The 24,658-nt window shown below is 71.0% G+C and carries 22 protein-coding genes; all 22 read right to left on the bottom strand.

Annotated features, from left to right (window positions below; genetic code table 11):
* Positions 1 to 70 precede the first annotated feature (70 nt).
* Positions 71 to 502: a hypothetical protein gene (locus ABJF88_11820; protein MEP0547612.1), complete on the bottom strand. Its 432-nt coding sequence runs from the start codon at positions 500 to 502 to the stop codon at positions 71 to 73.
* A gap of 123 nt (positions 503 to 625) precedes the next feature.
* Positions 626 to 2,704, bottom strand: coding sequence for an AarF/UbiB family protein (locus tag ABJF88_11825; protein ID MEP0547613.1), 2,079 nt, complete (start codon positions 2,702 to 2,704; stop codon positions 626 to 628).
* A 45-nt stretch (positions 2,705 to 2,749) separates the two neighbouring features.
* The gene (locus ABJF88_11830; GenBank protein MEP0547614.1) at positions 2,750 to 4,096 is read right to left on the bottom strand and encodes a hypothetical protein; all 1,347 of its coding nucleotides are present in this window, start codon (positions 4,094 to 4,096) and stop codon (positions 2,750 to 2,752) included.
* Positions 4,097 to 4,141: 45 nt separating this feature from the next.
* On the bottom strand, positions 4,142 to 4,723 hold the full coding sequence (locus tag ABJF88_11835) for a YceI family protein (protein ID MEP0547615.1): 582 nt from the start codon (positions 4,721 to 4,723) through the stop codon (positions 4,142 to 4,144).
* A gap of 109 nt (positions 4,724 to 4,832) precedes the next feature.
* Entirely contained in the window at positions 4,833 to 5,207 is a 375-nt protein-coding gene (locus ABJF88_11840) for a ferredoxin family protein (protein ID MEP0547616.1), read from the bottom strand.
* A gap of 60 nt (positions 5,208 to 5,267) precedes the next feature.
* A complete protein-coding gene (locus ABJF88_11845) occupies positions 5,268 to 6,326 on the bottom strand; it encodes a type II glyceraldehyde-3-phosphate dehydrogenase (protein ID MEP0547617.1) in 1,059 nt (352 codons plus the stop codon).
* Positions 6,327 to 6,373: 47 nt separating this feature from the next.
* Positions 6,374 to 8,056, bottom strand: coding sequence for an AarF/ABC1/UbiB kinase family protein (locus tag ABJF88_11850; GenBank protein MEP0547618.1), 1,683 nt, complete (start codon positions 8,054 to 8,056; stop codon positions 6,374 to 6,376).
* A complete protein-coding gene (locus ABJF88_11855) occupies positions 8,053 to 9,387 on the bottom strand; it encodes a glucoamylase family protein (GenBank protein MEP0547619.1) in 1,335 nt (444 codons plus the stop codon). Before ABJF88_11855 ends, ABJF88_11850 begins: the two co-directional genes overlap by 4 nt.
* The gene (locus ABJF88_11860; protein MEP0547620.1) at positions 9,384 to 11,798 is read right to left on the bottom strand and encodes a phosphoketolase family protein; all 2,415 of its coding nucleotides are present in this window, start codon (positions 11,796 to 11,798) and stop codon (positions 9,384 to 9,386) included. Before ABJF88_11860 ends, ABJF88_11855 begins: the two co-directional genes overlap by 4 nt.
* 66 nt (positions 11,799 to 11,864) lie before the next feature.
* Positions 11,865 to 12,878, bottom strand: a complete 1,014-nt coding sequence (locus ABJF88_11865; GenBank protein MEP0547621.1) for a prolipoprotein diacylglyceryl transferase family protein — start codon at positions 12,876 to 12,878, stop codon at positions 11,865 to 11,867.
* A gap of 55 nt (positions 12,879 to 12,933) precedes the next feature.
* Positions 12,934 to 13,098, bottom strand: coding sequence for a hypothetical protein (locus ABJF88_11870; GenBank protein MEP0547622.1), 165 nt, complete (start codon positions 13,096 to 13,098; stop codon positions 12,934 to 12,936).
* Positions 13,099 to 13,118: 20 nt separating this feature from the next.
* A complete protein-coding gene (locus ABJF88_11875; GenBank protein ID MEP0547623.1) occupies positions 13,119 to 13,409 on the bottom strand; it encodes a cold shock domain-containing protein in 291 nt (96 codons plus the stop codon).
* Between the two features lie 190 nt (positions 13,410 to 13,599).
* On the bottom strand, positions 13,600 to 14,685 hold the full coding sequence (locus ABJF88_11880; protein MEP0547624.1) for a phospholipase D-like domain-containing protein: 1,086 nt from the start codon (positions 14,683 to 14,685) through the stop codon (positions 13,600 to 13,602).
* Between the two features lie 215 nt (positions 14,686 to 14,900).
* A complete protein-coding gene (locus ABJF88_11885) occupies positions 14,901 to 16,169 on the bottom strand; it encodes an MFS transporter (protein ID MEP0547625.1) in 1,269 nt (422 codons plus the stop codon).
* Between the two features lie 7 nt (positions 16,170 to 16,176).
* Positions 16,177 to 17,226: a cation diffusion facilitator family transporter gene (locus ABJF88_11890; protein ID MEP0547626.1), complete on the bottom strand. Its 1,050-nt coding sequence runs from the start codon at positions 17,224 to 17,226 to the stop codon at positions 16,177 to 16,179.
* A 13-nt stretch (positions 17,227 to 17,239) separates the two neighbouring features.
* The gene (locus tag ABJF88_11895; GenBank protein ID MEP0547627.1) at positions 17,240 to 17,554 is read right to left on the bottom strand and encodes a DUF5676 family membrane protein; all 315 of its coding nucleotides are present in this window, start codon (positions 17,552 to 17,554) and stop codon (positions 17,240 to 17,242) included.
* Between the two features lie 32 nt (positions 17,555 to 17,586).
* Positions 17,587 to 17,748: a DUF2933 domain-containing protein gene (locus tag ABJF88_11900; protein MEP0547628.1), complete on the bottom strand. Its 162-nt coding sequence runs from the start codon at positions 17,746 to 17,748 to the stop codon at positions 17,587 to 17,589.
* The gene (locus ABJF88_11905) at positions 17,732 to 18,682 is read right to left on the bottom strand and encodes a patatin-like phospholipase family protein (protein MEP0547629.1); all 951 of its coding nucleotides are present in this window, start codon (positions 18,680 to 18,682) and stop codon (positions 17,732 to 17,734) included. The genes ABJF88_11900 and ABJF88_11905 overlap by 17 nt, the downstream gene beginning before the upstream one ends.
* A gap of 14 nt (positions 18,683 to 18,696) precedes the next feature.
* On the bottom strand, positions 18,697 to 20,070 hold the full coding sequence (locus ABJF88_11910; GenBank protein MEP0547630.1) for a site-2 protease family protein: 1,374 nt from the start codon (positions 20,068 to 20,070) through the stop codon (positions 18,697 to 18,699).
* A gap of 10 nt (positions 20,071 to 20,080) precedes the next feature.
* Positions 20,081 to 21,259, bottom strand: coding sequence for an NAD(P)-binding protein (locus ABJF88_11915; protein MEP0547631.1), 1,179 nt, complete (start codon positions 21,257 to 21,259; stop codon positions 20,081 to 20,083).
* A gap of 86 nt (positions 21,260 to 21,345) precedes the next feature.
* Positions 21,346 to 22,524: an FAD-binding protein gene (locus ABJF88_11920; GenBank protein ID MEP0547632.1), complete on the bottom strand. Its 1,179-nt coding sequence runs from the start codon at positions 22,522 to 22,524 to the stop codon at positions 21,346 to 21,348.
* Positions 22,521 to 24,494, bottom strand: a complete 1,974-nt coding sequence (locus ABJF88_11925) for a copper-translocating P-type ATPase (protein ID MEP0547633.1) — start codon at positions 24,492 to 24,494, stop codon at positions 22,521 to 22,523. The genes ABJF88_11920 and ABJF88_11925 overlap by 4 nt, the downstream gene beginning before the upstream one ends.
* Positions 24,495 to 24,658: the final 164 nt, after the last annotated feature.

Below are 24,658 nucleotides of genomic sequence, written 5' to 3' on the forward strand. Positions count from 1 at the left end.
TCTGAAAGAGAAGGCCACAGGACGGGCGGCAGCGGCGCGTGTGCACCGACTGCCGGAGTACCGGGGCCGATCAGATCAGCAGGACCGAGAGCGCGAGGTGAGACCGGACGGGCAGAGGTGGCCCTCCGGTGTCGGCCAGAGCGGGCCGGGCGGGCGGGGCTTCCACGACCTCCGCCCAGAGCGTGGCGACGACGGCGACCAGCGCTGCGTCTGCACGGGGTGCCGCTGGGGCGACGACGGCAGCGCTCTCAGCGGGCACGGCCGGGGCGACCACGCAGCAGGCGTCGCCGGCGGGAGACTCCTCGGAAGGGGACTCGGGGTGACCGGGGCAGTGGTCCCCGCAGCAGGGGTGCGCCTGCTCCGTCACGGCCGCTTCCATCATCGCCGCGTGCTGAGCGTCCCCCATGCAGAGGTGATTCAGCAGCGGCCCCGCGCTCGTCAGCACGAGTGCGAGGGCGAGCAGCGCAGGAACGAGGCGGTATGTGAGCGGCGTGTATGGCATCACGGAGACCAAGGTACCAATGGTATCGGCAGCCGATCCCGCTCCTTACCTTAGTTCTCCTTAAGGTTGGAGCCCGCATCTCGTTTCCCGCATCAAGAAGCGAAGAAGGGGCGGAAGAGGTCGTCACTGGCGGGGCATCGTGTCCAGCACCCACCGGAAGTCGCACACCGGAGCGCCGATGGCGAGGGTGCCGGTGCGTTCGAGCCGCCCGCCCCACTGCTCGGCCAGCGGGAAGTCGAGCCGGCAGAAGGTGGCGTAGCAGAGGTCGCCCTCGCCGTGCCGCAGGAAGTACTCGGCCACCGGGCACCGCAGGCAGTCGAACGCGACGACAGCCTGCCCCGCACCAGCGGGGTGCTCTCCCCCCTCTACGTCGCGCCACTGGTAGGCGGGCGGGCCGAAGGGGAAGCCGCGGAAGAGCCGCGTGGCGACCTCCATCTTCTTGCGGGGGTCGTCCGTGAACGCGCTCGCGACGAGGAACGGCCCCTCCCCCATCCGGGTGTAGACGAGCCAGCCGATCTCGTAGATGAGCTCCCGCGCCTCCTCCGGGCTGTGCCCCGCCGCCACGAGGGCCTGGTTCATCGCCCGCACGGCCCCGGCCAGGTGGAGGATGAACGTGGGGCCGATCTGGTCTAGCACAGGGATGTCCGGCTCGATCTCGCCATAGCGCCGCCACCCCGCGTCGAGAAGCGCCTCGACCTCGGCATCTGCGTGGCGGCGGCGGAGCACCGTCCGCGCGCTCGGGTCCACGACGGCGCGGAGGAGGCCGGCCCCCTGTTCGACCTCTCGAAGGCGGGCTAGCAGCCCGTCGAGCATTTCGCCCCACAGCGGACCGCCCTCGACCTCTTCGCGGAACGGGTCGCGAGCATCGGGGGGCAGGATCTCGCCCGTCAGCAGGAGTTCGGGGAGGAGCTGCCCGGCGTGGTGCCGGAGCCGCCGTGCATCGGTGGCGCGCCGGGCGAAGGCCCGCCCGATGACGGGCCGCGTAACCCGGTCGAAGTGGAGGTCCGGCGCGAGGGTGAACGTGAGCGCCTCGGCCGTCGTGATGGCCTTGGCGTGGAGGAGGAGGCTGCTCGGGAAGACGAATCCGTGGCGGTAGCCGCTGGCGATCATCTCCAGGTAGACCTGCGTGATCGTCGTCTCGGAAAGGACGGAGCGGTAGAACCGCTCGGCGAGCCGCTCGAAGTCGGCGAAGAAGGCGGCCTCGTCGGCGCCGGGCAGCGGGCGCGTCTGCCGCGTGAAGTGGTAGAACGCCCGCCGCGTCTGTCGCTGGACGACGGCGAGCCAGTAGAGGACGAAGTGGTCGCGCTCGGCCTCGCTCAGCGCCCCGACCATCCCGAAGTCGAGGAGCGTGATCGTGCCGTCCTCGCCGAAGAAGACGTTGCCGGGGTGGAGGTCGGCGTGGAAGAGGCCGTCGGTGACGAACATCTGCATCTGCACGGCGATGAGCCGCTCGACGAGCCGCTCGCGTACCGACGGGGTGAGGCGCTCGGTGGCGTCCTTCAGCCGGAGCCCCTCGGCTCGCTCCATCGTCAGGACGCCGGGGGCGGTGTAGTCCCAGAACACCTCCGGGATCATGAGCCCCTCCCACCCGGCGAAGTTGCGCCGGAAGCGGTCCATCGTGCGGCCCTCCTCGGCGAAGTCGAGTTCGCGGAGCGTGTAGCGCCGGAACTCGGAAAAGAACTCCACGAGGTTCGCCCGCTGCGCGCGGCGTGGCGAGAGCCGGGCGAGCCACCCGACGAGACGGCCGAGCACGGTCATGTCGGTGCGCATCCGCTCGCGGATGCCGGGGCGCTGCACCTTGACGGCGACGCGCTCGCCGCCCGGAAGGACGGCGAAGTGGACCTGCGCCAGCGAGGCCGACGCCACGGGTTCGGGATCGAACGAGCGGAACGCCGTCTCCACGCTGCGGCCGAGCTCGCGCTCGACGACGGTGCGGACCTCGGCGAAGGGGAACTGTGGCACGCGCTCCTGGAGCACTTCGAGCGCGACGACGTACTCGGCGGGGAGCACGTCGGGCCGGGTGCTGAGGACCTGGCCGAGCTTGACGAACGTCGGTCCCAGGTCGAGCAGCGCGGCCACGAACCGCTCGGGCACGTCGAGCCGTGCGGCCCGCTCCTCCGGGCTCAGCCGGACGAAGCGGCGGTAGGCGCGGAGCTGCGCGAGGGCTGTCCGCACGATAGGGAGCAGGCGTCGAAGGCTCATGGGGTGGCTTTCGCGGACAGGTGATGGCGCTACGAGTGCGGAGGGTCAGAAGCTGATGGCGGCCTCGACGACGACTCCGCTGAACTCGGCCCCCTCGAACTGGGCGTTGCTGATGTAGGCCTCGCCGTCGTAGGACTGGTTCACGTACTCGACCTTCGCGAGGACGTTGTTCGTGAGGAACCAGCCGCCGCCCACGTTGAACCGCCTGATCTCCTGCTTCGGCCCGTCTTCGACCCGCTCACCGTTGACGGTGTTGTACCGGCCGCCGACGTAGAAGTCGCGCTCCGGGCCGAACCGGACGAGCAGCTCGCCGCCGAGTTGCGTGAACGCGCCGCGGTTGACCATACCCGAGGCCAGCTCGACCTCGCCCCCGCCCATGCTCCGCTCGAACACGCCGAAGAACTCGACGCCCACGTTGTCCGCCACGTCGTACTGCACGAACGGGTTGATCTGGAACGCCGTCTGGTACGGGAAGCTGGGGTTGAAGCGGGGCAGGAAGTTGTTAGGGTCTTCGCCCGCGAGCTGGAGGATGTTGTAGTACCGGGCGCCGGCGCGGTCGCCGCCGTAGAGGTAATCGCGCGTGCCGTCCGCCGTGCTGTGGTACACGGACCCTGTCAGGCGGGCGCGGAGCAGGTCGCTGACCTGGCTGTCGTAGCCCAGCTTGCCGTATACCGCGACGCCGTTGTCCCCCGAGACCGGGCTCTGGTTGAGGCGACCGTTCGAGAGGCCAGCGACGCCGATGAATCCGTCCTTCAGCACGGTCACTTCCGCGAACGGCTCCGTGGTGAAGGAGTCCATGAGGTAGTTGCCGACGAACGGGTTGTACATCACGGCGGCATTGTCGGAGCGGCGGAAGTGGGTATCGCCGTAGTTGATCTCGTCCATGCCGAAGCGGAACCGTGCGACGTCCATCACGCCCGAGAGGAAGTCCTCCTTGAGGAAGTCGAGGTTGTCGACCTGGAAGTAGCCCCCTTTGACGTAGGCCTCGGTGTGGTTGCGTGAGGAGAGGTAGGTGCGGAGGTGCATCCGCATCCCATCGGCGATCTGGACGTCGAGGTTGAGGTTCGCCGTCGGCAGCGCGAAGTTGGGCGCGAGGTCGACGAGGTTTAGCGAATCGTTCGACTGGCTCAGGCCCTGGAACTGGATGGCGAAGTCGCCGCCGACGTGGACTTTGAGGCCGTCAAACGGCACGCCGACCTCGATGCCGCCGCGTGACGTGTAGGCCTGCTTGGGAACCTCGAACACGTTGAGGCCCGCCTGGCCCGGCGGGCGGTAGTACTGCAAGTCGTTGGTGTAGCGCAGGTCCGTGGCCGGCTGCGCAAAGGCGCTCCCCGAAAGGAGCAAGAGCGAGAGGAGAAGAGTCCAGTGGCGTGTCATGGGGGTGAGGGTCATGGGTGATGAGGACGGATCGAGTCGGAAGCTGGAAGCAAGGCCTGCTTAGTTCGAGCCGAGGGGACTGACGGTGACGTCGAAGTAGACCGTGACCTCGTCTCGGGTCTTGAGCGTGCCGAGGAGGACGGTCGGCGGGTCGATGCCGAAATCCGTCATCAGGAGGGTGTGCTGGCCGGTGAAGCGGAAGCGGCCGTCGTCCAGTGCCTTGCCCTTGACGGTCATCTGCGCGGGACCTATGGTTCCAGAGATCGTGAGCCGGCCGGTCGTGCGGATCGTGGTCCACCCGTCGGCCTCCGGTGCACCGAGCGTCGCGCTCGTGAGCGTGTAGCGGATCGGCGTCTGGCCGAGCGCGTCGCGCAGATGGCGGTTCATCGTGCCGTTGCCGCAGTCGATGCTCTGCACCGGGATCGTCACGATCGTGCCGCCGAGCGAGGTCAGGTCGGTGCCTTCCACGTCGGCGTCGAGCGTGCCGGCGAACTGCCCGACCTGGCAGTCCCAGTCGCGGATCGACGAGGTGCCCTCGACCCAGATCTGGCCGCTGCGGTCAAAAGTGAAAGAATCGGAGGCCCAGCCCGCTGCGCCGAGGACGAGGAGGGCGAGGGTGGGGATGAGGAGGGAGCGTGTCATGGGAGGGTTGGGAAAGGTGGGGGGGTCGGGAGACGCCGGGGTTCCACCGCAGCGTTCGATCCAAGAACCCATGCGGCCATCTCAGCGTGGGGTGATTTTCTCGGTGGGGTCAGGACGCCGGCTCGTCCGGCACGTCGTCATCCCACGTCAGGATGTCGGCCTCGGAGCGGGGGCGATCAGCGCACGAGAGGTCCGACGCCGGGGGCGACCCGGGCCGCTTCTCGGTGAGGTTGTGGCCGAGCGCCTGCCAGCGGGGCGCGAGGTAGGCGTTCCACTCGGCGTAGTGCGCCCACGTCTCGGGCAGCTCGTCCTCGGGGTAGATCGCCTCGACGGGGCACGCCGGGACGCAGGCGTTGCAGTCGATGCACTCGTCGGGGTGGATGGCGATGAAGTTCGGCCCGACGTAGAAGCAGTCCACGGGGCAGACCTCGACGCAGTCGGTGAAGGTGCAGCCCACGCAGGGCTCGGCGACGACGTAGGCCATGAGAGCAAATAGGTTGAAGAACAGACGATGTGCGGCACCCCGGCCGGTGCCCGAGCCGGGTCACGCGGCGACCGGCTCGGGCACCAGCCGCGCGGTAATGCCGAGGGCTGCGTTGGTCTTGCGGATGGATGCCGCCCCGTCCCCCTCGATTTCCGCGAGGGCCCGGATGGCGTCGATGGTCTCGGGGATGACGATGGCCTGGTTGTCGACCATGTAGGCGTAAAACGCCTCGTCGCCCTGCACCGTCAGCATATCCTCCCAGAGCGCCACTTCGTAGAGGTTGTCGTGCGGGCGGCCGAGGTCGGCCATGAGCTCCTTGACGGTGTTGAGCGCCGTCAGTCCGTCGGCCATGCGGATGAAGGCGATGCGCGACGAGGTGCGGAAGGCGTCGAGCACCTCGTCCTTCGAGGCCTCGCGCGTGAGCTGGACCGTCCAGTAGTGGAGGTGGGCGAGCGTCTCGGGCACTTTGACGGCCATCGTCACCACGTCGAGCTCGGGGTCGACGGTCTGGGCGTCGGGACCCTGGTGGCTCGGAATCTCCGGCTCGGGGACGAGCGTGTTCATGATGCCGCCGAGGTGGCTCTCCCACGGGTCGGTGGCGCGGCGGAGCAGCGTCCCCCGCGCCCGCTTCAGGAGGCCGGCCCGCTTGAGCGCCGAGAGCGTGCGGACGGTCGAGGTCGTGTTGCACGAGACGACGCGCGTGCTGTCGCGGCCGAGGGCGGTGTCGTAGTTGTTCTCGGCGGTGAACGAGTGCCCGGTGACGGCGTGCTTCTCGCCGCCCTGCACGATGAACTTGATCCCGCGATCGCGGTAGCGCTCGACGTTCTGCGCGGCCACTTTCTTCGGCGTGCAGTCCACGACGATATCGGCGTCGTCGAGGAGATCGTCGAGGGTGCCGGCGGGGTCGAGGCCGGCGTCGTCCATCGCGCGGACGTGCTCGGGCGTGGCCCCGTAGAGCGGGTAGCCCTTTGCGCGGGCGACGGTGACGCGCCAGTCCGTCGCCACGTCGGCGACGCCGGCGAGGGTCATGTCGTCCTGCGCCGCCACGGCGTCGGCAACGCGCTTGCCGATGACGCCGTAGCCGTTGACGGCTACGCGGACGTTCTGTGAGTCAGTCATGGGAATTCCTCTCGGTGATTGGGGTGGTTGATGAGGGTGAACGGAAATCACAGCCGACCGCGGCGCCAGAGCGCCCAGGCGAGGCCGAAGACGAGGAGCACGGCGAGGACCGCCACGGCCACGAAGGCCGGGTGCGCGCCCGTCGGGTGATAGGCGAGGGCGAGCAGGCTGCCCCCGACGACGAAGGCGGCGGCGAGCACGCTGGCGGCAACGCGGTTGGCTGCCCGGTCGAGCCGCTGCAGCGTCTCCGGCGAGGGGTCCGTCGTGACGGTGAGCGGCAGCGCGCCGTCTTCGAGCCGTCGACTCAGGCGGCGGAGCTGGCGCGGGAGCGTCTCGCCGAGGTCGGCGAGGTCCGCGAGCGACCCGCTCAGGCGGCGGGCCTGGGCACGCGGTGAGAGCGTGCGGAGCCAGAACCGCCGGACGTACGGGAGCGAGAACGCGAGGATCTCGAAGTCGGGATCGAGCCGGAGCGCGGTGCCCTCGGCCATCGCGGTCACCTTCGCCAGCTGGACGAGCTCGGCCGGAAGGCGGAGGTGGTGCCGGCGGGCCACGTCCATGATCTCCTGGAAGGCCTCGGCGGCGGCGATCTCCCTGAGTGGGCGCGTGGCGTAGCGGCGGCGGAGCCGCTCGAGGTCCTGCTTGAGCGGACCGCGCGCGACGGCCTCGCCCGTCACGCCCAGCGCTGTCAGCTCGTCGACGAGGCGGTCGGTGTCCTCAGCCGCCAGGGCGAGGACGATGCGGAGCAGGGCCTGGCGCGTGGCCGCGTCGAGCGCGCCGACCATCCCGAAGTCGAGCAGCCCGATCCGGCCGCCGGGCAGGACGAGGACGTTGCCGGGGTGGGGGTCGGCGTGGTAGAACCCGTTGCGGAGCACCATCTGGAGCATGACGCGGGTGGCCGTGCGGGCCAGCTCGCGGCGGTCCACCTCGGCGGCGTCGAGGGCCGCGGCGTCGTCCACCTTGATCCCGTCGAGCCGCTCCATCGTGAGCACGCGCCGGGCGGAGCGCTCGGCGAAGACGGCCGGGACGTGGAGCATCGGCTCGTCGGCGAAGTCGCGGCGGACCTGCTCGGCGTGACGGGCCTCGGCGGCGTAGTCGAGCTCGGCGCGGAGCGTGAAGCCGAACTCACGGACCCACCCCTGGACGTCGTAGTCGCGGCCCCACCTCGTACGCGAGGCCGCCGCGCGCGCGAGGTCGCCCAGGAGCACGAGGTCCGCCTCGGCCTGCGCCTCGACGCCGGGCCGCTGCACCTTCACCACGACGGCCGTGCCGTCGGGGAGCGTGGCCGCGTGGACCTGCCCGATGGAGGCCGCCGCCAGCGGCTCGGGGTCGAAGTCGGCGAAGAGGGCGTCGAGCGGCTCCCCCAGCTCGGCCTCGACGACGGCGCGGACGGCCTCGAAGGGCACGGGCGGCGCGTGGTCCTGGAGACGGGACAGCTCCGCCGCGATTTCGGACGGGACGAGGTCGGGCCGCGTGCTCAGCACCTGCCCCAGCTTGACGGCCGTGACGCCGAGGTCTTCGAGGGCGAGGCGGAGGTGCTCGGGCCGGGTGTAGGGCGCCTCGCGCGCCTCGTGGCGGAGCACCCCGCGGTGGAACGGGGCGAAGCGGCCGAGCCCTAGGTCGAGCACAAGCCAGCCGAGCCCGTGGCGGGCCAGCGCCCCCGCGATCTGGCGGAGCCGCTTCTGCCGCGACGGCGGGCGCACGGGCGGGGGCGCTGTGAGGAGGCCGCTCATGAGGCCGTCCGGCTGAGGGCTCGCGGAGCCGGCTCCGATTCCAGCCACCCGCCGTCGAAGCCGGCACGGCGCAGCCCCTCGCGCACGTAGGGCGAGCGCCCCACCCGCTCCCAAACGAGCCCCGTGCGGTGGTTCTCGAACATCAGCGCGAGGGCGCCCTGGTCGATGCCATAAGCCCAGGGGCAGGTCCAGGCAGCCGGGTCCCCCTCCCGCGTGGGGAACGTGGGGTTGAAGGCGGACTCGAACCCGTAGGGGCTCGACGCGCCGACGTGGAGCGCCTCGAAGCGGCGGAGCGTGGGCAGCACGACCCCCGGGGCGAAGGGGAGCGAGGTGGCGGCGGCCCACGGCGCAATCGTGCCGTCGTCGGGGCCGTAGGGCGCGCCGCGGGCGCTGTACCCGAGGAAGCGCCGCTCGACGCCGTCCACGACGAGGGTGGTGGGACCGGGGCCGTGGCAGGCCGTGAACCCCCAGCAGCAGTCGCAGTAGCCTTCGAAGCCGAGGGGGTTGCGGACGGCGTACTCCCGCTGCACGAGCGTGGCGCGACGGGAGTTCTCGAAGTAGTCGCTCCCCTTCTCGCGCATGTACGCATCCTGGATTCCACGGAAGTCGATCCAGAGGTGCGAGTACTGGTGGATGAAGAGCGGGCCGGCGTAGAGCAGTTCGTGCCCGTAGAGGCACTTCCACGCGTACGTCCGGGTCCACGCTCGATAGCTCTCGGCCTGGATCGGATGCGTCGGCGAGCCGAGGGCGAGGACGTAGAGGATCAGGGCCTCGTCGTACCCCTGCCAGCGGTACGGGAGGAACCCCGACTCCGGCCGCCATCCGTGGGTCAGCGTGAGACCCCCGTTCAGCGCCCATAGCCAGTCGACTCGCCGGTAGAGCGCGTCGGCGACCGCGCGGATCTCCCGTTCGTCCTCGTCGTCCCCGTCGAAGTAGGACGCCGCCGTCAGCGCTCCGGCCAGGAAGAGCGCCGTGTCGATGGTCGAAAGCTCGGACTCCCACGCCCGGCGACCGGTCTCCATGTCGAGGAAGTGGTAGTAGAAGCCCCGGTGCCCGGTCGCGTCGGGGGCCTCGCCCTGCGGACCGTCGCGGAAGGAGCGGAGGACGCGGAGAGTGCGCTCGGCCGCCTCGGCGCGGGCGAGCAGGCCGCGTGCCACGGCGATGGGGTACGCCCCGAGCGCCATGCCCACGGCCGCGATGCTGCACGCCGTGCCGGGCATCGTGCTGTCCGCCACGAGGCCGGTGTGCGGGTGCGCCGCGTCGAGGAAGTACCGGAGCGCGTCGCCCTGGAGGGCGTCGAGCAGCCGGTCGGCGTCGGTGGGCGTCGTCATGGCTCAGCCCCCTGGATCCCCGTCGGCGAGGCGGGCTCGTGGGGCCAGACCCAGTCGCGGACCTCGGGCAGGTCCTGCCCGTGCCGGGCGATGTAGGCTTTGTGCTCGACGAGCCGGTCGCGCATGGCCTGCCGCACGTGGGGGCCGTGCGGCCCGACGGCCGGCACCCGGTCCACGACGTCCATCACGAGGTGGAAGCGGTCGAGGTCGTTGCGGACGACCATGTCGAACGGGGTCGTCGTGCTCCCCTCCTCCTTGAAGCCGCGGACGTGGAGGTTCTGGTGGTTCGTCCGGCTGTAGGTGAGCCGGTGGATGAGCCAGGGGTAGCCGTGGAAGGCGAAGAGGACGGGCTTGTCGGTCGTGAAGAGCCCGTCGAACTCGCGGTCGGAGAGCCCGTGCGGGTGCTCGCGCTCGGGCTGGAGCCGCATGAGGTCGACGACGTTGACGACGCGGACGCGGAGCTCCGGGAGGTGCCGGCGGAGGAGGTCTACGGCGGCCAGCGTCTCCAGCGTCGGGACGTCGCCGCAGCAGGCCATCACCACGTCCGGCTCGGCGTCGCGGTCGTTGCTCGCCCACTCCCAGATCCCGATCCCGGCGGCGGTGTGCTTGATGGCCGCGTCGAGGTCGAGGTACTGCGGCTCGGGCTGCTTCCCGGCCACGATGACGTTGACGTAGTGGCGGCTCCGGAGGCAGTGGTCGGTGACTGACAAGAGCGTGTTGGCGTCGGGCGGGAGGTAGACTCGGACGACCTCGGCCTTCTTGTTGACCACCACGTCGAGGAAGCCGGGGTCCTGATGGCTGAACCCGTTGTGGTCCTGCCGCCAGACGTGCGATGTGAGGAGGTAGTTGAGCGAGGCCAGCGGCCGCCGCCACGGGATGTCGCGCGTGACGTCGAGCCACTTAGCGTGCTGGTTGAACATCGAGTCGACGATGTGGATGAAGGCCTCGTAGCACGAGAAGAAGCCGTGGCGGCCGGTCAGGAGGTAGCCCTCGAGCCAGCCCTGGCAGAGCTGCTCGCTCAGGACCTCCATCACGCGGCCGTCGGGGGCGAGGTGGTCGTCGCTCTCGAGGATCGGCCCCATCCACGCCCGGTCGGTGACCTCGAAGAGGGCCGAAAGCCGGTTCGAGGCCGTCTCGTCCGGGCCGACCACGCGGAACGTCTCGGGGTTCATCGCCATCACGCCGCGGAGGAGCCGCCCCATCACGCGCGTCGCCTCGCCCATGACGGCCCCGGGCGCGGGGACCTCGACGGCGTAGTCGCGCCAGTCGGGCATCCGGAGGTCCTTCAGGAGCAGGCCGCCGTTGGCGTGGGGGTTCGAGCCCATGCGTCGGTCCCCCTCGGGAGCGAGGGCCGCCAGCTCGGAGACGAGGCGGCCGTCGGCGTCGAAGAGCTCCTCGGGCCGGTAGCTCCGCAGCCACGCCTCCAGCATCGCGAGGTGCTCCGGGTTCTCGGCCAGCCCCGCCAGCGGCACCTGGTGCGAGCGGAACGTGCCCTCGACGGGGACGCCGTCGACCTCGTCCGGCCCGGTCCACCCCTTCGGCGAGCGGAGCACGATGAGGGGCCAGCGCGGACGCTCCGTGATGCCGTTCTCTCGTGCGTCCTGCTGGATGCGCTGGATCTCGGCATAGGCTTGGTCGAGGGCAGCGGCCATCCGCTGGTGCATCGCCTCGGGCTCGTCGCCCTCGACGAAGATGGGCGCGTAACCATAGCCGACGAAAAGGGCCTCCAGCTCCTCACGCGGCATCCGCGCCAGCACGGTCGGCCCGGCGATCTTGTAGCCGTTCAGGTGGAGGACGGGGAGGACGGCCCCGTCGCGGACCGGGTTGAGGAACTTGTTCGAGTGCCAGGACCCGGCGAGCGTCCCCGTCTCGGCCTCGCCGTCGCCGACGACGCAGCAGGCGAGGAGGTCCGGGTTGTCGAAGACGGCGCCGAAGGCGTGGGCGAGCGAGTAGCCGAGCTCGCCGCCCTCGTTGATGGAGCCGGGCGTCTCGGGCGAGGTGTGGCTCGGGATGCCGCCGGGGAAGGAGAACTGCCGGAACAGCCTCCGCATCCCCTCGGCGTCCTGCGTGATGTCCGGGTAGTGCTCGGTGTAGCTCCCTTCGAGGTACGTGTTGGCGACGAGGCCGGGGCCGCCGTGCCCCGGCCCGGTGACGTAGAGCACGCTCGGGCCGTGCTCGCGGATGAGGCGGTTGAGGTGGACGTAGACGAAGTTGAGCCCGGGCGTGGTGCCCCAGTGGCCGAGCAGACGCGGCTTGACGTGCTCCAGCGTGAGCGGCTCGCGGAGGAGCGGATTGGCGAGGAGGTAGATCTGTCCTACCGAGAGGTAGTTGGCCGCGCGCCAGTAGGCGTCGATGCGGCCGACCTCCTCATCGGTGAGGGGGCGTGTGTCCGTCTGTTCATCGGTAGTCATGGTGGATTGAGTCTTGGGGAGAGTCTGTTTCGGTACCGTTCGGCGTGGCCGGAAGGAGTGCCGGGGTCAGGCGTCGGCGACCTCCTCCCTGAGTGGGGCGGCGCGTTCCCCTCCCGAACCGGGAGCGGGTCCTCCGAGGGCCGGTCCTCGGCGCGTCGTCACGGCGAGGCCGACGAGTCCGGCGACGACGAACAGGACCGAGATGATCTGCGACTGCGGCAGCCCGAAGGCCGCCTCGGGGTTGACGCGGATCTCCTCGATCAGGAAGCGCTCGGCCCCGGCGAACACGGCGTAGAGCGAGAAGAGCCAGCCGGCCTTGAACGGGTGTTTCCGAAGGAGCCACAGGACGCCCGCGAGAGCCGCCGCCATCGCGAACTCGTAGAGCATCGTCGGGTAGACGCCGTCGGGGGCGGAGAGCGCGCACTCGGCCCCCCGGACCTGCACGTTGAAGGCGACGGGGTCCACGGCCGTCCGCCCCGGACCGACGACGTTGCGGGGGAACGTCTCGCTCCAGAGGAAGCCGGGGATCCACGAGGGCTTGTCGGCGAGCGACGAGCAGACGCCCCAGTCGCCGTCGCCGGCGAGGTAGCACCCGACGCGGCCGATCCCGTAGCCAAGCAGCAGGCCCGGCGCGGCGGCATCGGCGAGGCGGGGTACACGGACGCCCTTGCGGTAGGCGTAGACCGCGACGGCGATCGTCGCCACGACGAGGCCGCCGTAGAACGTCAGCCCCGAGGTCGAGAACACCATCCCGGCCGGGTCCTGCACGAACTCGTCCCAGTAGTCGACGACGTGGAACAGCTTGGCCCCGAGGATGCCGAAGCCGCCCGCGAGCAGCATCAGGGTCCAGACGAGCGCCGAGGGGCTCTGCGTCGTCGTCCGCACGCGGCCCTTGTCGTCCTTGCCCGAAACGCGGACCGCGCCGACGAGGCCGATGCGGTACATCCGGTCGAGCTCCTGCCGCGTCATCCACGCCGCCGTGAGGAGGGCGAGGGCGACCATCAGCCCGAACGAGTAGAGCGGGAGCGCGAGGTCTACCCCGAGGAGGTCGTCGAAGAGGTCGCTGATGCGGGGGTACATGCAGGGTGCGGTGAGTCAGGCCGGTGGGCTGTTCGAGCGGCAGGGGACGTGGCGGTCAGGTGCCGGGTCGTGCCGGATCGTCGGTGCCGAGGTCGTCGGTCGGCATCGTCGCGTCTCGCTTCCGGCGGGCTTTCCACCAGGGCACGACGTAGACCAGGACGACGATGAGCAGGAGGAGGCCGCCGAGCCAGAGGGTGAGGCCGTAAGGGACGTCGTGCATGAGAATGGGGGGCGAGGGGTTTACGCTTCAGGGTCGGTAGGGCGCATGGCTCCGCCCTCGTTCTCCCACCGCTCGACGGCGCGGAGGAGGGTCAGGTCCGTGGCCGCGCGCTCGCCGTCGTCGTCGCGAACCCGGAACCGCACCCGGTCCCCGGCAGCCGGGGCGTCGATGCCGCACGCGCGGAGCGTGTCGGAGCGCACCGTGCACGGAGGCGCACCGTCGTCGGAGGAGATGAGTCCGACCCCTTGCACGGCGTCGAACCACTCGACCGTGCCCGTCGCGTGGGTGGCTTGCTCTTCGATCGTAGGCATTGGTTTTCTCAGGCTGTGTGTGAACCGCGTGGCGGCGGGGATCGCGGCCCCCTCCCCTACCGGGTGCGGGGCCGCCTTGGACGGGACTGATGACCCGGTGGCGAACGATCCTTGGTGACCGTACATCTCGCGCTGTTAGTCCTCATATTCGAATGCGTATTCATGGCAGTATCACCCGTCCGTCCGCCCGTCACAGCCAGCGCCGAGCGGTCCAGCCGACCAGCTCAGCGATCATCCCGCCCCATGGGCGTCTCGACCAGCCGGGAGCGGTGAGCTCCACCGCATCGCCCAGGTCGTTCCGGAACTGTTCTTCGAGTGCCGTGCATAGCCCCCGGTTCGCGGAGAAGAGGTTGAGCTCGTAGTTGACGAAGAAGCTGCGGTAGTCCAGGTTCGCCGTGCCTACCGTCGCCGCCACCCCGTCGACGACGGCGGTCTTGGCGTGGAGCACACGTGGCTGGTATTCGAAGACCCGAATGCCCGCCGAGAGCAGCGTCCCGTAGGTGGCCCGCGCTGCCCAGCGCGCGACCGGGACGTCGCTCTTTCCGGGGAGCAACAGGCGCACGTCCACGCCGCGCCGGGCGGCCCGCACGAGCTCGTTCTGAGTGCGGCGGTCCGGCACGAAGTAGGGGGTCGTGACGAAGAGACGCCGCTCGGCGCGCTGCAGGAGCCGGTCGTACAGGCAGTGGACCTGATGTCGGCAGATGCGGGAATGGTTGGGGATGAGCGCGTCTCCGTCCTGGGTGCCCGTCGGGGCTGCGCCCCCGCGCTCGCCCGCCCAGAACGCCTCGGACAACTCCGACGCGCGCGTGGCTAGAGCGCCGCGCAACCGAATGTGGGTGTCCCGCCAGCGCCCCGGCCCGAACGCCGACCTCGAGCTCTCGCGGTGGAGGTTGAAGCCGCCCACGTACGCCTCGCGGCCGTCGACGACGAGGAGCTTGCGGTGATTGCGCCGGTAGAACCGGGAGGGCTGGCGCCAGCTCCACCGGCGAAAGCGGCGGACCACCACGCCCTGTTGCCGCAGGTAGCGCTCGAGGCCGCGCGAGAACGAACCCATCGAGCCCGCCGCGTCCACCATCAGGCGCACGCGGAGGCCAGCGCGGGCTCGAGCGGCGAGGGCCTCGCCGATGCGCCAGCCCACCTCGTCGGCGGCGTAGATGTAGGTCTCCACGTCTACGCTTCGCCGGGCCCCTCGGATGGACGCGACCATGGCGTCGTATAGGTCGTCGCCCTCGGTAAAGAGCGCGTAGTCGCTCGTGCCGCCCGTCGGCCAGGGCACACACTCGACCCCGGAGTGCTTCCCGCACCGGGGCTCGGTATCGGTCGCTGCGCTCCGTGCGGTCGTGGCCCCGCTGTGAGCGAGACGTGGCACCCTCGCGTCGCCTTTGGGCGCAATGACGGCTGCCGACGGGGCGCGCACGCCATCGGCCGGCCGAGCAGGCGGGGTCTGCATGAGAGCGCCTCGTGGAGGGCTGGCGGTGTCGGAGGGTGCCCTCATGAGCCGTTGCGCGAGGAGTGGAGGGGAACTGGAACGGGTGCGGGGCGCGGAGTGTGGCGCAGGCCTACGGTCCCAGCGGCGACGGCCAGGGCGACCCCACCGGCGGCCAGGAAGGGCAGGTCCACCTGCCAGGCGAAGAGGAGGCTCCCGACGAGCGGGCCGAGGATCTGCCCCAGACCGCCGGCGGTGCCCAGCAGCCCGAGCCCCGTGCCCGCCTGGGGGCCGCTGCGGTCGGCGGCGAGCGTGAGGAGGTTCGGCGTGACGAAAGCAACCCCGAGCGCCAGCAGGCTCACGGCCGCGAGCACGGCCGGGACGCGAGTGAGGACGGGTAGCAACAACAACCCCACGCCCAGCATCCCGAAGCCCAGCGCGACCTGGACCCGCACCCGGACCCGCCCGCTCAGCCACCCGACGGCCCCACCCTGGAACACGGCCATCACCAGCCCGCACAGCGCGAAGGCGACGCCGATCTCTCGCAGCCCGAAGCCAAGCACGCGGTCGGCGTAGAGCGCGAAGACGGCCTCGAAGAGCGTGAGCGCGGCCTGGGCGACGAGCACGAGGGCGAGCACGCCGCCGAGCCGTCGGGCCAACAGGCCCCACCGCACCGGCACGCGGGCTACCTCTTCCGGCGCGGCGGCGCGCCTCGGCGCCGGGAGCGACTGGCCTGGGAGGTAGCGGGCCACCAGCGGTACCGCGGCCAGCGTCAGGCCCGCCGCCACGAAGAAGGGGATCGAGAACCCGTCGAAGACGAGGTGCCCCGACGTGAGGGCCACGTGCCATGCCTCGCGCGCCAGGAGCCCGCCGAGCGCGGGTCCGGCGACGAAGCCGAAGCTGACGGCCGTGCCCAGCCATGCCATCGCCCGGCCCCGCTCCCCCTCCGGGACAGCGTCGGCGATGGCCGCGCCGGCGGCCACGACGAGCGCCGCCGCGAACGCACCGCCGGCCAGGCGGGCCCCGTAGAGGAGTCCGAGCGAGGTACCCAGCCCGAAGGCCACTTGCGAGAGGGCGACCCCGACGAGGCCGAGCATCACGAGCGCCTTTCGGCCGTGCCGGTCTGACCACCATCCCCACAGCGGGGCCAGCACCAGCTGCGTCACCGCATATGCACTCGTGAGCGCCCCCACGTGAAGGGCCACCCGCGCCTGCGTCGCCGCCGGGCCGAGGGTGAGCCGCTCGACAAACGCCGGCAGCACCGGGAGCGTGAGGCCGAATCCGATCATGGCGAGGAAGAGGGCGAGGAAGAGGAGGAGCAGATGACGTGGCATCAGGGGGTTACCGGGACGGGGCGTAGAAGCCATTCGCCGAGGGCCGGTCAGGGCCGGTCAACACCGAACCGGAGCCGCGCGCGGCGGCCACCGACGTCATCGTGGCCGGAGTCTCGTCCGTCGCCCACGTCGCGTCGATGGCGCGCGCCTCTTCCCGTTCCAGACACTCCGTCTCGAGTTGGACCGTCGAGAAGTAGACGTCGAAGTCGTCCCGGAGTACCTCGAAGATGCGCCGCTGGAGTGCCTGCCGTTCGACGCCTCGGTCCACGAGGGCGTGCAGCGAGACGACGTTCTTGCCGGTCGTGAGCGCCCAGGCGTGGAGGTGGTGCGCCTCGCGCACGCCCGGGAGCGCCTCGACGGCGTCCTTTATGGCCCCGAGGTCGAGGTCGTCGGGGACGGCCTGGAGCAGGATCTTGAGCGAGCCCTTGATGATCCCCCACGAGGCCCACACGAGCACGACGCCGAAGCCCATCCCCAGGATCGGATCGATGGCGAGGAAGCCCGTGAACCGGATGACCAGGGCGGCGACGATGATGAGGAGGCTCCCCACGAACGTCTGCATGACGTGCCAGAAGGCCCCCTGCATGTTGAGGTTCCCCTTCTGCCGGGCGTAGAGGAGCCGGAGCGCGATGACCTCGGTCACGAGGCCACCCGCCGCCGCCCACAGCATCGGCCCGGTCTCGACCTCCATCGGGTCGCGCAGCCGCATCGCCCCCATCCAGAGCACGAGCGCGGCCATGCCGAGGAGGAAGAGCCCGTTGAAGAGCGCCCCGACGATCTCGGCGCGGATGAGCCCGTAGGAGGCCCGGTCCGTCGCCGGGCGCTCAGCGTACCGACCTGCGACGAGGGCGACGAGCACGCCGCCGACGGCCGAGAACGTGTGGAAGGCGTCGGACGTGACGGCCACAGACCCGGTCCAGAGCCCGATGGCGAGCTCGACGACGAAGTAGACCCCGGTGAGGAGGCCGGAAATCTTGAGGGCGCGGGCGTTCCCGGCCGTCACGGCCGGGGGGCCGTGGCCGGCGGAGCCACCGGAGGAGGGGTGCGCGGGGTTCATAGCTCGTAGGTGTTCAACGCGAGAGATCGTAGAGGCCGCTTTGTGCCGACCGGGCAGCGCCACCCGTGGCTGGGGTCCCCCAACGGCGGTAGAGCGCGTTGTAGACGAGGGCGAACCCGCCCCCGAGGTAGACGCCCCAGAGGAAGCTCTCGACCAGCCCCAGCAGGAAGCTGCCGAAGCCGATCCACTCGAACGCCGGGAGGACGATCTCGAGGAACTGGTGCATGTGGACGCTCTCGGGCGTGACGAGTCCGTAGGCGATGCAGAGGAGGTAGCTCAGCGTGGTGAACAGGGCAGCGGCCCAGGTGGTGAGGCGGAGGTTCAGCATGGCGGTTTCGGTCGGATGAACGGAGAGGCGGGTCAGTGCCGGTGCCTGGTAGGCTCGTCGGAGGGCGGCGGAATGCTGTCGTGTGCGCCGTGTCCGCCGTGGCTATGGCCGCCGTGCCCGTGGCCGAACAGGTGCATCGCGATGAAGGCGATGAAGAGGAGTACGAAGAACCAGTTTTCAGCGAGCCAGTCCATGTCGGGGTACGGAGTGGTGGGTGGAGAGCGAGTCTGCCGGAAGCGGTGGGGCCTCGGGGTCGAGGAGGGCCGCGAGGACGGTGCGGTGGGCGCGGACGACGCGGGCACCGGCCGCGACGCACTCGCGCCGGGCGCCGAAGTCGAGCGTGTCGATGGTGCGGCGGAAGGCAGGGCGTAGCACGAGGTCGGCCTGCTCGAAGCCGGCGGCGGCGTGGCTCAGGTTGCAGACCTCGACGGCCCGCCGGAGCGCCTGGAGGCCGTTGCGGACCTCGGCGCTCGCGAGGGCCTGCCCCGGGTCGACGGCGATCACCACGGGGTGGCCCACCTCCCGGGCGACGCCCACGGGGGCGAGGTCGGCGTAGGCTCCGTCGGCCAGCAGGAGGCCGTCTCGTTCGAGCGGCGGGAGCACGCCGGCGAGGGCCACGCTCGCGTAGACGGCCTCGGCCGCGTCGCCCGTCCGGATCACGTGGCGCCGCCCGCCACGGAGGTCGGTGGTGCTGACGGCGACGGGCAGGCGAGCGTCCTCCAGGTTTCGGCCGAGGGTGAGCGTGCGGAGGGCACGGAGCCCCGCCTCGCGGGCGGGCACGCCGATGCCCCACCCCGTCAGGAGCCGGTACGCGAACCGGGCACCGAGGCGACGCGCCCGGAGCCTGAGGCGGAGCGAGTCCCGCTGCTGCTCGGCCGTAGGCATCGGGGCCGGGAACGCCCCCGTATCCATCGCCAGGAGCGCCGGGTACCAGTCCTCGCGAAGTCCGTAGCCCACGCTGACGGCCGCGCCCATCGAGACGCCCACGAGCGCGGACGGGTGGTAGCCGTCGGCTTCGAGCGCGCGGAGCACGCCGACGTGGGCGAAGCCCCGCGCACCGCCGCCGGCCAGCACGAGCGTGAAGGGCCGGTGGGCAGAAGCGGTGGGACGGGGGGCGGCGGTGGACATCGGTCCGATCGGGTCTAGAGATAGGGGCTGTGGATGCCGAAGGCTTCGTAGAGCGCGTGTGGCACAGGCAGGAGGATTAACAGGAGGAGCGCGAAGGTGGCGGCTCCCAGCGCGACACGGCCGCGCCCCACCCGGCTCACGTCGTTGAGCGGGGGTACGTCCGAGGTGCCGGCGATGAGGTAGATGAGGAGCGCCCAGAAGAGCAGCCCGCTCCACACGAACAGTCCCAGCACGACGAGCGCTCCCAGCGCGGTGACGCCCACGATGCGGGCCGTCCGGTGCCCTAGCAGGGCGTGGACGAGGTGCCCCCCGTCGAGTTGGCCGACGGGGACGAGGTTGAGCGCCGTCACCAGGAGGCCCAGCCAGCCGGCAAACGCGACCGGGTGGAGCACGAGGCGGTGCCCTTCGAGGATGGCCTCGCCGAGCGCCGCCTTCGCGAGGAAGGCGAAGAGCACCGACGAGCCCACGTCGGCCCCGCCCATCATCATTCCTGGCGCAGAAGGCCCCGTTACCACCTCCGAATACTGGAGGCCGAGGAGGAGCGCCGGAATGGCGATCACGAGGCCCGCCAGCGGTCCGGCCACGGCCACGTCGAACATCTGCCGGCGGTCGGCGGCCAGCGACTTCATCTTGATGAAGGCCCCGAACGTCCCCAGTGCGAACGGGATGGGGATGAAGTACGGGAGCGAGACGGCGATGCCGTGGCGGCGCGCGGTGAAGTAGTGCCCGAGCTCGTGCGCGCCCAGGATGAGGAGGAGCGCCAGGGCGTAGGGCAGCCCCTCGGCGAACCGGCCCGGCTCGGCGAGGAGGTCGACGCCCCGGTGCGCGGCCCCGGCCCACGTCGTCGTCGCGAGAGTGGCGAGGAGGAGGGCGAGGTTGAGCCACGCCCGGCTCTGGCGCTGGGTGGGAGCCGGGAGCGCCCCGGCCGGGGCCAGCACGAGGCGCGGGTGGGCGGCATCGCTCTCCTGCAGGAGCGGCACGAGGTCGCTGGCGTCGAAGCGCCGGCGGAGCTCGGCGTAGGCCGCGTCCGGCGGCATCAGGAGCGGCCCCTCGATGACGTAGTGGTCTTTCACCCGATACTCCGCCAGCGGGTAGATGACGTCCACCGTCTGGAGGATGAGGTCTTCCGGTACGCCGCGTTCTAAGCCTCCCCCCTCCTCCGGCACCGCCCGCGCCGGGTCCTCGGCCGCCGCCTCGTCCGGCTCGTGCGCGACGAACAGCATGACGGCGAAGCACAGCGCGAGCGCCCCGAGCACCAGCCAGGGGCTGATCGTCACGGCGCTCGTGAGGACGAGCGCGAGCAGCACGAAGGGCAGCAGGCACAGCACGACCATGAGCAGGGCGTGGCTGCGGGCGGGCGGGCGCTTGGGAGAGTGGGAGTGCGGCATGAGTGAGGCGTCAGCAGTCCGGGGATTCGGGCGTGGCGTCGGGGGGCGCTGCCGCCTCTGCGTGGGGGCCGTGCTCGCACCAGAGGCACCGGCAGCGCTCGCCGTGGCAGGCCGGCTCGGCGAGCGGCGGGTGGGCCCCCTGCCGGGCGAGCTCGTGGAGGACGGACGTCGTGCGGGTGGGCTGGTAGAGCCGCCGGAGGGCTGCCACCGCGTTTCCTTCCGCTGCGCGGCCGAGCGCCCACTCGTAGCGCGCGGGAGCAAGCTGGCCTAAGACGACCCGGTTGGCGAGGGCGACCTCCAGCCCCGGCACGAGGAGCTGACGGCAGAGGGCGTCGTAGTTTTCACCCATGACGATCGCCCGGGCGGCCAGGACGCCGGAGAGCAGGGCGTGGCGCAGCCCGAGGCCCCAGAGCGCGTCCTGGAACCCCGCCCGTTCCCCCACGAAGTAGAACCGCCCGCTGCGCGTCCACGAGGCCGCCGTGCTGAAGTTGATCGCCCCCCCGCTCCGCCGGGGCGCACGCACGGCGCACCCGGTCACCTGCCGGACCGCTTCGAGGGTGTGGTCGAGGTAGGTGCCGCGCGGCTCCGTCTGGGCGGCCGGGTCGAAGATCCAGGTCGAAAGCGTCGCGCGTCCGCCGCGGACGAACAGCGAGGCGTAGCCGCCGGGGGCGAGGGCCGCGTCGAATAAGCCGAGGGCGGCATCCGGGTGGTCGGTCTCGAAGGCCACGCGCTCGACGCGGGCGTCGGCCGTGCGCGGGCCGGTCGCCACGACGACGTGGCGGGCGTCGCTGTGCGTGACGGGCTCCCCGAAGCGGAACGTGGCCCCGGCCGCCTCCGCCTGATCCTTCAGGCTCCGGTCGAGCGCGCCCTCGTGAGCGCCCCGCTCGACGAGGTAGAGCAGCGGGCGCGTGCCGGAGAGGGCGTGAGGCCGGCGCTCCGGCCCGTAGAACGTCACGGAATCGACGGGCTCGAAGCGAACACCGCTCGTGATGCCGAACCCGGCGAGCAGGGCCGCCGCGTCCTCCTCCGTCGACCAGTTCTCCAGGCTCTGCAACTCGCCGTCGAACCGCGCCCCGACGTCGTCGGCCTGCTCGAAGACGACGGGGGCGAAGCCCACACGGGCGAGGTAGAGCGCAGCGGCCAGCCCGGCCGGGCCGGCCCCGATGACGTGGACCTCGCCTGCGCTCACGTCGGAGCCCCTCTGTTCGACCCCGAGCGAAGGGGCATTGGTAGAGGCGGCAGCATGGGGGGGCATCGTGGTCAAGGAGTTCGGAGTCATGGCGTGGCCTCCATCTGGTAGGCATCCACACACGTGTCCATCGCAGACAGAGCGACGGAGCGGCCGTGGGTGCACCACAGGCAGGCGCAGCCCTCCTCCCCGCACGTCGTCTCACGCAGGTGGGGATGGATGCGGCGACGAGCGATCTCGTAGAGAAGCCTTTTTGAGTGGGTCGGTTGGTGGTGGTAGCGCAGGGTCCCCAGCAGGTCCCTCCCCTCCAGGCGGCGCAGCGCCCATTCATACCCGTGGTTGCCCAGTTGGGAGAAGAGGAGCCGGTTGGCGAGGGACACCTCCAGTCGAGGTACGAGGTGCTTCTGGCAGAGCGCGTCGTAGTCCTCGCCGTGGGCGACGGCGCGGGCGGCGAGGACGCCGGAGTGCATCGCGTAGCGGAGTCCGAACCCCCAGAGCGCGTCCTGGAAACCGGCCCGCTCGCCGACGAGATACCTCTGTCCCTGCCGGACCAGGGGCGCGCGCGGGCCGAAGGAGACGTACCCGCCGAACGGCCGGGGGCGCTGCATCGTGAGGCCGATCGTCTCGCGCAGGCGGTCGAGGGCGAGGCTGAAGTACCGGTGGGCTTGCTGGAAGTCGTCGAAGAGGCAGGTGGCGAAGGTGGCGCGGCCGTCGTAGACTAGGAGGTAGGCGTAGCCGCGCGGGGCGAGGTGCTCGTCCAGAAACGCGACGTATCCGTCGGGGTGCGTGGTCTCGAAGACGACCCCGCGCGCGATGGCATCCGGCCCGCGCGGCCCCGTCGCGACGATTACCGGTCCCGGGGGCGCGTGCTCGACGTGCTCGCCGAAGCGGATCTCGATGCCCGCCGCGAGCGCCTGCCGCTTCAGGCTCTGGTCGAGCGACGCCGGTGCGGTGCCCCGCTCGACGAGGTAGAACAGCGGTCGCGTCGGCCGGATCGGGTACTGCACCCCCGAAGGTCCGATGGCCGCCCCATCGCGGAAGGCCGCGCAGCAGAAGTCGGGCTCGATGCCGAGCGCAGCGACGGCCTCGGTCGCGTCCTCGTCCGTGGACCAGTTTTCCAGCCCTTGAAAGTCGCCGTCGAACCGCGTGCCCACGTCCGCCGCCTGCTCGATGACGACGGTTCGCAGGCCCGCCCGGGCGAGGGTGAGCGCCGCGGCGAGCCCTGCCGGCCCGGCTCCGATGACGTGGACGTCGGGTGCGCTCACGCCGCCTCCCCTCCCCGCTCCAGCTTGAGGAAGCGGGCGTTGATCGAGACGATGACGGTGCTCGCCGACATAAACACGGCGGCGACGGCCGGGCCAAGAAGAATCCCCGCACTGAAGAGCACGCCCGCCGCGAGGGGAATGGCGATGATGTTGTAGCCGGCGGCCCACCACAGATTCTGGATCATCTTCCGATAGGTCGCCCGCGAGAGCTTGACGACGGCCGTCACGTCGAGCGGGTTGCTCCGCACGAGGATGACGTCGGCCGTCTCGATGGCGACGTCGGTGCCGGCACCGACAGCGATGCCGACGTCGGCCTGGGCCAGCGCCGGGGCGTCGTTGACGCCGTCGCCGGTCATGGCGACGGAGAGGCCACGGGCCTGAACCTCCTTGACTTTGTCGGCCTTCTGCTGCGGGAGCACCTCGGCGAAGACCTCGTCGAGCCCGATCTCCTGCGCCACCCAGTCGGCCACCCGCTTGTTGTCGCCCGTGAGCATCATGGTCCGGACGCCCATCTCTTTGAGCGCCGCGATGGCCTCCTTCGACTCGGGCCGGATCACGTCGGCCAGCGCGAAGGCGCCGGCGAGCCGGCCGTCGATGAGGACGAAGACGACGGTCTTCCCCTGCTCGGAGAGCTGCTCGAAGCGGGGGTCCTCGATGGCGATCCCCTGCGCGCGGACGTAGCCGGGGCTGACGACCTTGACGTCGCGGCCCTCGACGGTGCCCTCGGCCCCCTTGCCGGGGATCGCGGCGAAGCCCTCGACGGCCGGCGGGCGCTCGACGGCGGCGGCGATCCCCTGCGCGATCGGGTGCTCGCTCCGCGCCTCGACGGCGGCGGCGAGACGGAGCAGCCCGGCCTCGTTGAGGCGGTCGTCGAAGACGAGCGTGTCGGTGATGCCGAAGCGGCCCTCGGTGAGCGTCCCGGTCTTGTCGAAGATGATGGCCTGGAGGTTCCGCGCCGCCTCGAACGCCGTCCGGTCGCGGATGAGGAGCCCGTTGCCGGCCGCGAGCGCCGTCGAGACGGCGACGACGAGGGGCACGGCGAGGCCGAGCGCGTGGGGGCACGCGATGACCATCACCGTCACCATCCGCTCGATGGCGAAGGCGAAGTCCATCCCCATCACGGCGGTCCAGACGAAGAGGGTGAGCGCGCCGCCGCCGAGGGCGACGATGGTGAGCCAGAGCGCGGCGCGGTTGGCGAGGTCCTGCGTCTTCGACTTCGACTCCTGCGCCTGCCGCACGAGGTCGATCACCTGGCTGAGGAAGCTCTCCTCGCCCGTCTTCTGCACCTCGACCGTGACCGACCCCTCGCCGTTGATGGAGCCGCCGATGACCTCGCCCCCGACCTTCTTCGTCACGGGGACGGACTCGCCCGTGAGCATCGACTCGTTAATCGACGTTTGCCCCTCGACGACGGCCCCGTCGGCGGGCACCTTCTCGCCGGGCTTGACGACGATGCGGTCGCCGTGGCGGAGGTCTTCGACGGGTACGTCCACGACGCTCCCGTCGGGCATCACCTTGTGCGCCTCGCTCGGCATCAGCCGGGCCAGCTCTTCGAGCGCCTTCGAGGCCCCCATCACGCTGCGCATCTCGATCCAGTGCCCGACGAGCATCACGTCGATGAGCGTGGCGAGCTCCCAGAAGAAGATGGTCCCCTCCAGCCCAAAGACGACGGCGCTGGAGTAGACGTAGGCCGTCGTGATGGCAATCGAGATGAGCGTCATCATCCCCGGCCGGCCGCCGCGGAGCTCCTCGTAGATCCCCTTGAGGAACGGCCAGCCGCCATAGAAGAAGACGACCGACGAGAGCGCCCAGAGCACGAAGAGGCTGCCGGGGAAGGCGAGCGCGTCGCCGAGCCCGAGGAACCGCTGGATCATCGGCGAGAGCGCGAGGATCGGGACGGTGATGGCGAGCGAGACCCAGAACCGCTTCTTGAAGTCCTCGACCATCATGGCGTGGTGGTCGTGCCCCATCTCGCCGTGGCCGGGCTTGTGGCCGTCGTGACCTCCGTGGCCGCGGTGGACGTGCTCGACCGGGCCGCGCCGGGCGTCGTCGTGGGAGCCGTGCGGGCCTTCCTCGGCGGCGTCGCGGAGCTCCTGCTGCTTGAGGCCGGGTTTCTCGCCCGGCGGTACCGGGT

The sequence above is a fragment of the Rhodothermales bacterium genome (genome assembly GCA_039944855.1).
In the GTDB taxonomy this organism is placed as follows: domain Bacteria; phylum Bacteroidota; class Rhodothermia; order Rhodothermales; family JANQRZ01; genus JBBSMX01.